This is a genomic window from Mesorhizobium sp. M0306 (genome assembly GCF_040321655.1).
Classification (GTDB): Bacteria; Pseudomonadota; Alphaproteobacteria; order Rhizobiales; family Rhizobiaceae; genus Mesorhizobium.
Genome location: NZ_JAMYRY010000044.1, coordinates 22,263 through 32,795 on the forward strand (window position 1 = coordinate 22,263; position 10,533 = coordinate 32,795).

The 10,533-nt window shown below is 62.8% G+C and carries 11 protein-coding genes; 6 read left to right on the forward strand and 5 right to left on the reverse strand.

Annotated features, from left to right (window positions below; translation table 11 throughout):
* Positions 1-216: 216 nt before the first annotated feature.
* The 5 genes from NKI95_RS31725 (at position 217) to NKI95_RS31745 (ending at position 4,952) form a co-directional block, all read left to right on the forward strand.
* A complete protein-coding gene (locus NKI95_RS31725; RefSeq protein ID WP_352721769.1) occupies positions 217-1,365 on the forward strand; it encodes an acyl-CoA dehydrogenase family protein in 1,149 nt (382 codons plus the stop codon).
* Between the two features lie 74 nt (positions 1,366-1,439).
* The gene (locus NKI95_RS31730) at positions 1,440-1,835 is read left to right on the forward strand and encodes a RidA family protein (RefSeq protein WP_352721770.1); all 396 of its coding nucleotides are present in this window, start codon (positions 1,440-1,442) and stop codon (positions 1,833-1,835) included.
* A gap of 178 nt (positions 1,836-2,013) precedes the next feature.
* Positions 2,014-2,805, forward strand: a complete 792-nt coding sequence (locus NKI95_RS31735; protein ID WP_352721771.1) for an ABC transporter substrate-binding protein — start codon at positions 2,014-2,016, stop codon at positions 2,803-2,805.
* 108 nt (positions 2,806-2,913) lie between these two features.
* Complete coding sequence (locus tag NKI95_RS31740) at positions 2,914-3,588, forward strand: amino acid ABC transporter permease (protein WP_292656040.1); 675 nt, start codon at positions 2,914-2,916, stop codon at positions 3,586-3,588.
* Between the two features lie 71 nt (positions 3,589-3,659).
* Positions 3,660-4,952, forward strand: a complete 1,293-nt coding sequence (locus NKI95_RS31745; RefSeq protein WP_352721772.1) for a cysteine desulfurase-like protein — start codon at positions 3,660-3,662, stop codon at positions 4,950-4,952.
* On the opposite strand, the gene NKI95_RS31750 is transcribed toward NKI95_RS31745, so the two are convergent.
* Positions 4,883-5,755 (reverse strand): NAD(P)H-dependent oxidoreductase, encoded by an 873-nt coding sequence (locus NKI95_RS31750; RefSeq protein ID WP_352721780.1) that lies wholly within the window; start codon positions 5,753-5,755, stop codon positions 4,883-4,885. The genes NKI95_RS31745 and NKI95_RS31750 overlap by 70 nt on opposite strands.
* A 93-nt stretch (positions 5,756-5,848) precedes the next feature.
* On the opposite strand from NKI95_RS31750, the gene NKI95_RS31755 reads away from it, so the two are divergent.
* The gene (locus NKI95_RS31755; RefSeq protein ID WP_352721774.1) at positions 5,849-6,769 is read left to right on the forward strand and encodes a LysR family transcriptional regulator; all 921 of its coding nucleotides are present in this window, start codon (positions 5,849-5,851) and stop codon (positions 6,767-6,769) included.
* Positions 6,770-6,791: 22 nt separating this feature from the next.
* Here NKI95_RS31755 and NKI95_RS31760 read toward each other — a convergent pair whose 3' ends face one another.
* The 4 genes from NKI95_RS31760 to NKI95_RS31775 are packed head-to-tail and all read right to left on the reverse strand — an operon-like array spanning position 6,792 to position 10,425.
* A complete protein-coding gene (locus tag NKI95_RS31760; RefSeq protein WP_254816240.1) occupies positions 6,792-7,622 on the reverse strand; it encodes a dipeptide ABC transporter ATP-binding protein in 831 nt (276 codons plus the stop codon).
* Positions 7,619-8,494: an ABC transporter ATP-binding protein gene (locus NKI95_RS31765; RefSeq protein WP_352721776.1), complete on the reverse strand. Its 876-nt coding sequence runs from the start codon at positions 8,492-8,494 to the stop codon at positions 7,619-7,621. Before NKI95_RS31765 ends, NKI95_RS31760 begins: the two co-directional genes overlap by 4 nt.
* Positions 8,495-8,498: 4 nt before the next feature.
* A complete protein-coding gene (locus tag NKI95_RS31770) occupies positions 8,499-9,416 on the reverse strand; it encodes an ABC transporter permease subunit (RefSeq protein ID WP_023676823.1) in 918 nt (305 codons plus the stop codon).
* Position 9,417: 1 nt separating this feature from the next.
* Complete coding sequence (locus NKI95_RS31775) at positions 9,418-10,425, reverse strand: ABC transporter permease subunit (RefSeq protein ID WP_352721778.1); 1,008 nt, start codon at positions 10,423-10,425, stop codon at positions 9,418-9,420.
* Positions 10,426-10,533 lie beyond the last annotated feature (108 nt).

The window sequence follows — 10,533 nt, forward strand, 5'->3', positions numbered from 1 at the left end:
GCACGCTGGCGGGACAGAACCCCCCTCTGGCCTGCCGGCCATCTCCCCCTCAAGGGGGGAGATTGGATGTCAGGCCCGCTTTCGCCAATCTCCAACATCGCAGGGAGAGCCGTGGCAGCGAAGCCGCCAATCTCCCCCCTAGAGGGGGAGATGTCCGGCAGGACAGAGGGGGGCGCCGTGGAGCACAAGCCCTGAAGGATAGCGGAGGCAGACACAATGCCTGACCGTTCCTTCCTCTCCTGGCCGTTCTTCGAGAATCGCCACCGCGAGCTGGCGGAGCGGCTGGAGGCATGGTGCAACAAGAACCTGCCGGTTGCGCATGACGATGTCGACGCAGCCTGTCGCGAGCTGGTGGCCAAGCTCGGCAAGGACGGCTGGCTGAAGCCGACGGCGCTCGATACCGACAACCCCTCACCGCTCGACGTGCGTACGCTCTGCCTCACACGCGAGACGCTGGCCCGGCATGACGGGCTGGCCGATTTCGCCTTCGCCATGCAAGGGCTCGGCACTGGTGCGCTCAGCCTGTTCGGCTCGCCCGACCAGCAGAGCTGGCTGGCGAAGACACGGGCTGGCAAGGCGATTTCGGCTTTCGCGCTGTCGGAGCCGCGTTCTGGCTCGGACGTTGCCAATATGGAAATGACGGCCACGCGTGACCGCGACAGCTATCTCTTGTCCGGCGAAAAGACCTGGATCTCCAACGGCGGTATCGCTGACTTTTATGTTGTCTTTGCCCGCACCGGCGAGGCGCCCGGCGCCAAGGGGCTTTCCGCCTTTGTCGTGCCTTCCGAAACCGAGGGGCTGATTGTCGCCGGGCGGCTGGAAGTGATCGCGCCGCACCCGCTCGCCCGGCTATCCTTTGACAACGCACGCGTTCCAGCCTCGGCGCTGGTCGGCAAACCCGGTGACGGTTTTCGCATCGCCATGTCCGTGCTCGATGTGTTCCGTTCGACTGTCGGCGCAGCAGCGCTCGGCTTTGCCCGGCGCGCGCTGGACGAAAGCATCAAAAGAGTGGCCGAGCGCAGGCTGTTCGGTGCACCGATGGCCGAGCTGCAGATGGTGCAGGGCCACATCGCCGACATGGCGCTGGATGTCGATGCCGCCGCGCTGCTGGTCTATCGTGCCGCCTGGACCAAGGACATGGGCGCGGCTCGGGTTACCCGCGAAGCCGCCATGGCCAAGCTGTTCGCTACCGACAAAGCGCAAGAGGTGATCGACAAGGCTGTGCAGCTGCATGGCGGCGACGGCGTCCGCAGGGGCCATATCGTCGAAAGCCTGTATCGCGAGATCCGGGCACTGCGCATCTACGAGGGAGCGTCCGACGTGCAGAAGGTGGTGATTGCGCGGCAAGTATTGGGAGCGGCCTGAGACCGGAGTTGTGTGGAAGAATTGATTGTCTTCGAGTTTTGAGCGACCGGATTTGAGCATTGGGAGGCTTTGATATGCACACCATCCTGCAGCCGGAAGGCTGGGCGAAACCCGTCGGCTACGCCAATGGCGTCGCCGCGCGTGGGCAGCTTGTCTTCGTCGGCGGGCAGGTCGGCTGGAACGGGCAGGGCCGCTTCGAGACCGACGATCTTGTCGGCCAGGTGCGGCAGACGCTGGCCAATATCGTCGCCGTGCTCGCCGAGGCCGGCGCCACGCCTGAGCATATCACCTCGATGACCTGGTACTTTACCGACAAGGCGGAATATTTGGCCAATCTCAGGGGGATCGGCGAGGTCTATCGCGAGGTGATCGGCCGGCATTTTCCGGCGATGGCCGCCATGCAGGTGATGGCGCTGGTCGAGGATCGCGCCAAGGTTGAGATCCAGGCCACGGCGGTTATTCCGGAGTGACGGCATCACGCGGCAATTTTTTAAGCTTAAAACTTTCGCCTTGAAAAGCGCCGTACTTTGGATAGCATCCGATGTCTTACGACTGCCGTGCCGGGAGGGCTTTCCGGCAGTCCCGTCACTTGGCGCATCAAAACCGTGCGGGGCCAAACCCGTCCGATCACAACCAGAGGGAACGAAAATGAACTTCACCCGTCGCAACCTGCTTCTTGTTGCTGCCGCCATCGGCATCGCCGGCGGCCCGGCCTATGCCGAAGGCACGCTGAATGTCGGCGCCTATCCGACCAATCCGCCTTTTGAATACAAGAACGAGAGCGGCACGTTCGAGGGTTTCGAAGTCGACATCATCAACGAAGCGGCAAAGCGTATCGGCATGACCACTGATATCGCCGACCTCGGTTTCCAGGCGTTGTTCGCCGCCACCACCTCGAAGCGTATCGACGTCGCCATCTCGTCGATCACCATCACGCCGGAGCGGCTGAAGTCGCAGTCGTTCACGCAGTCCTACTATGATTCCGACATGGGCATCGCCGCGAAGGCCGACAGTCCAATCAAGGCCGAGGCCGACCTTAAGGGCAAGATCGTCGGCGTGCTGTCCGGCTCGACCGGCGAAGCCTGGGTCAAGGCCCACCAGGAGGCGGACGGGTTCAGTGACGTCAAGGGCTACGACACCCAGCAGAATTTGCTGCTCGATCTCAGCTCCGGCCGCGTCGATGCGGCGGTGAGCGATATTCCGGGCCTGGAATATTCCTTCACCAGGATGAAGGATCTCGCCGTAAAAGAGCGCATCAAGACCGGCGAGCAGTACGGCCTGATGATGACCAAGGACCACCCGCTGCTCGGCAAGCTGAACGACGCGCTGACCGCGATGAAGAAGGACGGCACGCTGGCCGCGATCCACAAGAAGTGGTTCGGCAGCGACGCACCGGCCGATTCCTCGACCGTCAAGGAAATGCCTATGCCGAAGGCCTGAACGGCAGTTCGCGCTTAAATGTCGTGCCGGCTTTCGTGCCGGCACGATTTCGGATTTCGGGCTCGGGCTCGAGCGTCGCGGGACGCCAAACGTTTCGGAAATGCTGCGATGTCGCTGCTGGACACCTTCTTCAACGCCGACGTCATGGTCTCCAGCCTGCCGGCGTTGCTGCGCGGTTTCCTGAACACGCTGCTGCTCGGAATCATGAGCATCGGCATCGGTATTCCCGTCGGCCTCGCGATCAGCCTGGTGCGGCTCTATGCGCCAAAGCCGCTTCGGCTGCTGGCTGTCGGCTACATCGACATTTTCCGGGCGATGCCGGTGCTGGTCGTGCTGATCCTGATCTACTATGCGCTGCCGTTCCTCGGCATTCGCCTGTCATCGTGGACGTCCGCGGTGATGGCCTTCGCCATCATCATGGCGGCCTATTCGGCCGAGGTGTTCCGCTCCGGCATAGAAAGCATTCCGCGCGGCCAGTTCGAGGCGGCGCAGGCGCTCGGCCTGCCGTTCTTGCTGACCTTGCGCAAGGTAGTGCTGCCGCAGGCGATCCGCGTCGTCATTCCACCGATGACCAGCAACTGCGTTTCGATGTTCAAGGACACCTCGCTCGCCTCCACCGTGGCGCTGCCGGAACTGCTGAAGGAAGCGACCAACGCGCAATCACTCTATGCCAACCCCTCACCGCTGATCGGCGCGGCGCTGGTCTATCTCATCTTTCTCTGGCCGATGGTCCGTCTCGTCAGCCTCCTGGAACGCCGCTTCCAGACCGAAAAGACCCGCTGAGGGCGCGAACGATTTCCATCGGCCAATTCTCCGAACATCAACTTCCGTTAGGCACTTCGCAGGAGACGACCTTGAACCAGCATCAGATTTCGAAAACGGGCGATGCCGCAGCTTTCCCAGTCGAGACGATCCGCGCCATGTTTCCCGCCTTGCAGCAAGCCGGAGACTTCGTCTTCATGGACAACGCCGCCGGCGCGCAGATCCCGCAAAGCGTGCTCGATGCGGTCACCAACCATTTGGTCGCGCATAATGTGCAGCGCGGCGGCCGCTATGGCCGCAGCGTCACCGTCGATCAAGCCGTCGCCGGCGCGCGCGAAAGCGTGGCCTTGCTGATCAACGCTACCAACCCGGCGGAGATCTGCTTCGGCATGAACGCCACTTCGTTCATCCGCCTGGTCAGCCTCGGCATCGGCCAGATGCTTTCTGAGCGCCCAAACGGGGAGCGTGACGAGATCGTCATCACCGACATGGATCACGACGCCAATATCGCGACGTGGCTGGCGCTGGCGCCCGCCGGCGCCAAGTTCAAATGGTGGCGGATGCGTGAGGACGGCAATCTGCATGTCGACGATTTGCGCCCGCTGGTCTCCGAGCGCACCCGGCTCGTGGCCTGCACGGTGACGGCGCATTCGATCGGCTCGATTGTCGACGTTGCTTCCGTGGCTGGGATTGCGCATGCGGCAGGCGCTGAAGTGTTCCTCGACTGCGTGCATTACGGGCCGCACGGGCTGATCGATGTGCAGGCTTGGGACTGCGACTATCTGGTCTGCTCCGGCTACAAGAATTTCTCGCCGCATATGGGCTTCCTGTGGGGCCGCTTCGAAACTCTGAAGCGCCTGCCGACCTTCCGCGAAGATTTCATCCCCGACGAGCCGCCTTACAAGATCGAGGCCGGTACCTTCATTTACGAGAACGTCTCCGGCATGGATGCCGCGGTGCGCTACCTCGAATCGATCGGCCGCAATTTTGCTCCAGCCAATAACCGGTCGCGCCGCGACAACATCGTCGCCGGCATGAATGCCATCCGCGACTACGAGCAGGTGCTGGCGCGCGAAATGCTGGCGGTGCTCAAAGATTGCGGCGCGACGATCTACGGCGTGGCCGAAGAGGCACGCCTCAGCGAGCGCGTGCCGACCTTCTGCTTCAACATCGGCACGCTGTCGCCGCAGAGGATCGTCGAGGAGATGGCCGAGATGCAGATCGGCATTCGCGACGGCCACATGTATGCGCCGCGCCTGATGAAGCGGCTCAACCTCAGCATGGACAGCGGCGCCGTGCGCGCCTCGCTGGTGCATTACAATACGATCGAGGAAGTCCAGCGCTTCGGCGAGGCGCTGCGCACCATCATTGCCAGGCTGTCCTGATCGGGCTGACCGGCGGCGCCGGCGCGATCCTCGTGAAGCGCGAAGGCGGTCGCACCCGGGTTCTCCAAGCCGGGACGCAATTGCATGCTTGGGATCAAGTAATCGCCGCCATTCTGCTGCCGATAAGGAATGGGCTGGATTGTCTCGAGCGTCCGCATCCTTTCGCGCAGTCGCTCCGCGACAGGCTCGAAATCGGCCTCCCCAAAACGGTCCACCCTGTAGACCACGAACGGCGGAAGCACGTCGTAGCCCGGATAGTATAGAATTCCGTGATTGATCGGGAACAGTAGGTCGTCGATCGGGCCGTTGACGCCGCGAGCGGAATAATGCTCCTCCCAGCCGCCGATGGTCACGATCAGCATCGCGCGCTTGCCGGCGAGCGTTCCCTCACCAAAGCGGTCGCCCCACCGCTTATCGCTGTGCTCGCCGACGCCATAGGCGAAGCCGTAGGCGTACACCCGATCGACCCAGCCCTTGAGGATCGCCGGCATGGCGTACCACCACAGCGGGAATTGGAGGATCAGGGTATCGGCCCATAGCAGTTTGTCGATCTCCGCTTTGACGTCATCGGTCAGAGTGCCGCTCGCAAAAGCTTTTTTGGAGGCGCCGGCCGGAATGAAGCGTGCTTCGGGCGGCCACGACGGAAAGTCGGCACGGTCTACCTCGGATTTCCAACCATCGGCATAGAGGTCAGACACCCGCACCTCGTGGCCCTGGGCCTCGAGTTCCCTAATGGCGACGTCACGCAAGGCGCCGTTGAGCGAACGCGGTTCAGGATGCGCAAAAACAAGCAGGACTTTCATGGGTCTACTCCGAAGAAGGACGATAAACACCAAAGGTAGCCAGCCGTGGGCTAATCCACTATATGTAGTGAATGTATAAGATAATGCCGAATAATGGATAGATCGGACGTCACCCTCGAACGCATGCGCACCTTCGTTCGCGTTGCCGAGCGCGGCAGCCTCTCGGCGGTGGCGCGCGAACTCGGAGTTGGGCAGTCGACGGTCACACGGCATTTGCGAGAACTCGAGGAGGCCGTCGGCGTGCCCTTGCTCAGCAGGACCACCCGGCGCGTCACGATGACCGATGAAGGCAGCCGTTACTATGCCGACAGCGTCCAGATCCTGCGCCTCGTTGAGCAGGCCGGCGACGAGGCGCGGGGCACGCGCGGCGCGTCGGCCGGCACGATCCGGATATCCTGCACGGCGGCGCTCGGGGTCTTGCATGTCAGCCGGCTGATCTTCGGCTTTCAGGACCGCCATGCCCATATCGGGATCGATCTCAGCCTCACAGACGAGCGCATAGATCTTGTGCGGGAGGGCGTCGACATCGCGCTTCGCCTCGGTCCGCTCACCGACAGCTCGATGAAGCTGCGGGCGCTCGGCCAGTCCCGGCGTCTGCTGGTGGCGGCGCCGGCCTATCTGGCGGCGCGGGGCAGACCGGCTGTCCCGCAGGATCTGCCTGGCCATGAAGGCATCCGGATGTCGAACATCGCGGGAAGCGACACGCTCACCCTGCAGGGGCCTGGCGGCGAGACCTTTGCGGTGCCCTTTGGCGGGCGATTTCGTGTGGACCATGGGCTTGCCGCGCGCGAAGCCCTTGTCGCCGGACGCGGTATCGCACCCGCGCACCACTGGCTTGTCGACGATCTTCTGGCGGCCGGCCGGCTGGAGGTGGTCATGCCGGACTATTTTCCGCCTCCCGTCCCACTGAGCATGCTGATCGTCCCGGAACGCGCCGGCATTGCCCGGGTGCGGCTGCTGGTCGACTTTCTCGCCGAGCAGATTGCCGGCATTCCGGGGATCGAGAAGCGGTAGCCGGCCGGCAAACCTTGCCGGATCAGGCGGCCTTCTTCTTCGCCAACCTTGCCTTGATGCTGGCAACGTCGGCACGCGGCGTCGCCGCAAACAGCGTCCTGGTGTAGCTGTGCTTGGGGTCGGCGAAGACCTCGTCGCGCGAGCCGTATTCGACGGCTTCGCCGAAATACATCACCATCACGTCGTCGGCGATGTAGCGCACCACCGACAGGTCGTGGCTGATGAAAACATAGGTCAGCTGAAACTCGTCCTGCAGGTCGGCAAGCAGGTTCAGCACCTGGGCCTGCACCGAAAGATCAAGTGCCGAGACCGGCTCGTCCAGCACCAGAAGGCTAGGGTTGAGCATCAGCGCGCGGGCAATGGCGATGCGCTGGCGCTGGCCGCCCGAAAACATATGCGGGTAGCGATTGTAGTGCTCGGGGCCGAGACCGACCTTCTTCAGCATCTTCATGGCAAGATCGCGCCGCTCGTCGGCCGTGCTGTCGGTGTTGATGAGCAGCGGCTCGCCAAGCACGTCGCCGATCTTCTGGCGTGGATTGAGCGAACCATAGGGGTTCTGGAAGACGATCTGCACCTTGCGGCGCATTTCCTTCGACAGGCCGTCCCTGGCGATGTCCACCTTCTTGCCGTCGATGAAAAGCTCGCCGGAGGTCGCCGGATCGATCAGGGTGATGATGCGGGCGAGTGTTGACTTGCCGCAGCCGCTCTCGCCGACGATGGCCAGCGTCTTGCCCTTGTCGACGCTGAACGAAACACCCTTGACCGCATGAACCGTACGAGAGGGGCGGAAAAGCCCGCCGCCGACATGATAGTCGCGCACGATGTTCTTGCCTTCGACTACCGTCACACTCATGCGGCGGTTCCTCCTGCGGATCGAGCTGCGACTACAGACGGGGCCGGCTCGAACAGCATGTCGGACACAGTAGGCAACCGGTCGCCGACGGCGTTTTCCGGCAGCGCCGACAGGAGCGCGCGCGTGTAGTTGCTCTTAGGGGACTCGAACAGCGACAGCACATCGGCCTCTTCCATCTTGCGGCCCTTATACTGGACGATAACGCGGTCGGCGGTCTCGGCGACGACGCCCATATTGTGGGTGATCATGATCAGGCCCATGCCATATTTGGTCTGCAGGCCGACCAGCAGATCGAGGATTTGCTTCTGGATGGTGACGTCGAGGGCCGTGGTTGGCTCGTCGGCGATCAAAAGCTTAGGATTGCAGGCGATGGCAATGGCAATCATGACGCGCTGGCACTGACCACCCGACATCTGGTGCGGGAAGGAGCCCAGCCGTTCCTGGGGGTCGGCGATGCCGACGAGCTGCATTAGTTCGATGGCACGCGCCCGGCGCTGGGCGCGGTCCATGCCCATGTGGAAGCGCAGCACCTCCTCGATCTGGAAGCCGACGGTAAAACACGGGTTGAGGCTGGCGACCGGCTCCTGGAAGATCATGGAGATGTCCTTGCCGACGATCTTGCGCCGCTCGGATGGGCCGAGCTTGAGCAGGTCGATGCCGTCGAAGGCCATGCGGTCCGCCCTCACCGTCGCCGTGTTCGGCAAAAGCCCCATCACCGCCAGCATCGCCACCGATTTTCCCGAACCGGATTCGCCGACGATCGCCAACACCTCGCGCGGTTCGACCGACAGGTCGATGCCTTGTACCGCCATGAATGGTCCGGCGGCGGTGTCGAAGGAAACGGTCAGGTTCTTGATCTCGAGAAGAGGCATTGGATTATGACCTCTTCAGCTTGGGGTCGAAGGCATCGCGCAGGCCGTCGCCGATCAGATTGATGGCAAGCACAGTGATCAGGATGGCAAGGCCGGGGAAGGTCACCACCCAAGGCGCGCGCAGGATGAACTCGCGCGCCGAGGCGAGCATCGTGCCCCATTCCGGCGTCGGCGGCTGCGCACCGACACCAAGGAAGCCGAGCGCCGCGGCCTCGAGAATAGCGTTGGAGAAGGACAGCGTGGCCTGCACGATCAGCGGTGCCAGGCAGTTCGGCAGGATCGTCCTCACCATCAAGCGAAGATGACCGGCGCCGGCCACCTTGGCGGAGATCACATATTCGCGGTTCTTTTCTGCCATCACGGCGGCGCGGGTGAGACGCGCGAAATGTGGCTGCAGCACCAGCGCGATCGCCAGCATGGCGTTGAACAGGCCGGGGCCGAGGATCGCCACCAGCACCAGCGCCAGAAGCAGCGACGGGAAGGCCAGGATGATATCCATGATACGCATGATCAGCGTGTCGACCCAGCCGCGGAAATAGCCGGCGAGCACGCCAAGCACGATGCCGCTGGTGAGCGAGAAGACGACCACCACCAGGCCGATGAACAGCGAGAAACGCGCCCCGAAGATCAACCGTGAAAGCATGTCGCGGCCGACCGCATCGGTGCCGAGCAGGAACATCGATTTGCCACCTTCCTGCCAGGCAGGAGGTGCCAGCAGCGCATCGCGAAACTGCTCGTCGGGCGAATGCGGGGCGACGAACGGCGCAAAGATCGCCACCAGCACCAGCGCCGAAAACACGACAAGGCCGATGACGGCCCCGGTGTTCATCGAGAAGTAGTGCCAGAACTCGGCAAACGCCCTTTGCCTGCCGCCTGTCGGGATGGAGGCAGCGGTGGCTTCGGCGGCGGATTCGTCGGTCATCTCACTGCACCCGGATGCGCGGATTGATGACGGCGTAGAGCACGTCGACGATCAGGTTCACCGCCATGACGATCAGCGCGATGATCAGCAATCCGCTCTGGACGACGACATAGTCGCGCTTGCCGATGGCGTCGATCATCCATTTGCCGATGCCTGGCCAGGAAAAAATGGTTTCGGTCAGAATGGCGCCCGCCATCAACGTGCCGACCTGCAAGCCAATGGTGGTGACCACCGGGATCAGCGCGTTGCGAAAAGCGTGCAGCCCGATGACACGGCGCGGCGCCAAGCCCTTGGCGCGCGCGGTGCGGACATAGTCCTCGCCCAGCACCTCGAGCATCGCCGAGCGCGTCTGGCGCGCTATGACGGCGAGCGGGATCGTCGCCAGGACGATCGACGGCAGGATCAAATGGCTGACGGCGGATCTGAAAGCGCCGCTCCTGCCGGAGATCAGGCTGTCGATCAGCATGAACCCCGTTGTCGGCTTGAAGAAATACTGCAGGCCGATGCGGCCGGAAACCGGCGTCCAGCCGAGATAGCCTGAGAAAAAGATGATCAGCAGCAATCCCCACCAGAAGATCGGCATTGAATAGCCGGTCAGCGCGACACCCATCGTCGCCTGGTCGAACCACGAGCCACGCTTGACCGCAGCGAAAATGCCGGCGGGGATGCCAAGCAGAATGGCGATGATCAACGCCACCGTCGCCAGTTCCAGCGTGGCCGGAAACAGCGCCTGGAATTCGCCGAGCACTGGCCGCTTGGTGGCAATCGATATGCCGAAATCGCCGGTCAGGACCCTGCCGATATATTCCAAATACTGGATGACATAGGGCCGGTTGTAGCCAAACTGCTCGACGAGCTGGGCGTAGCGTGCGGGGCTGACACCGCGCTCGCCGGCCAGGGCCAGGATCGGATCGCCCGGCAGAAGCCGGACGAAAGCGAACGCCGCCAGCGATATGCCGAACACGGTCGGGATGATCAAAGCGAGCTTGTGGAGGAGATAACGGAGCATCTTGCTTCATAGAACGGCGGGGGGGGGGGGTCCCAAGCCGCCGAGGAAAATATATAATCATAGATTAAAAACAAAGACAGCCCACACACAAACGCGAAGAGAAAGGAT

Excerpts from the sequence above, each read along its gene's own strand:
- NKI95_RS31725 (WP_352721769.1), top strand. The coding sequence starts at position 217 with ATGCCTGACCGTTCCTTCCTCTCCTGGCCGTTCTTCGAGAATCGCCAC.
- NKI95_RS31730 (WP_352721770.1), top strand. The coding sequence starts at position 1,440 with ATGCACACCATCCTGCAGCCGGAAGGCTGGGCGAAACCCGTCGGCTAC.
- NKI95_RS31735 (WP_352721771.1), top strand. The coding sequence starts at position 2,014 with ATGAACTTCACCCGTCGCAACCTGCTTCTTGTTGCTGCCGCCATCGGC.
- NKI95_RS31740 (WP_292656040.1), top strand. The coding sequence starts at position 2,914 with ATGTCGCTGCTGGACACCTTCTTCAACGCCGACGTCATGGTCTCCAGC.
- NKI95_RS31750 (WP_352721780.1), bottom strand. The coding sequence starts at position 5,755 with ATGAAAGTCCTGCTTGTTTTTGCGCATCCTGAACCGCGTTCGCTCAAC.
- NKI95_RS31755 (WP_352721774.1), top strand. The coding sequence starts at position 5,849 with ATGGATAGATCGGACGTCACCCTCGAACGCATGCGCACCTTCGTTCGC.
- NKI95_RS31760 (WP_254816240.1), bottom strand. The coding sequence starts at position 7,622 with ATGAGTGTGACGGTAGTCGAAGGCAAGAACATCGTGCGCGACTATCAT.
- NKI95_RS31765 (WP_352721776.1), bottom strand. The coding sequence starts at position 8,494 with ATGCCTCTTCTCGAGATCAAGAACCTGACCGTTTCCTTCGACACCGCC.
- NKI95_RS31770 (WP_023676823.1), bottom strand. The coding sequence starts at position 9,416 with ATGACCGACGAATCCGCCGCCGAAGCCACCGCTGCCTCCATCCCGACA.
- NKI95_RS31775 (WP_352721778.1), bottom strand. The coding sequence starts at position 10,425 with ATGCTCCGTTATCTCCTCCACAAGCTCGCTTTGATCATCCCGACCGTG.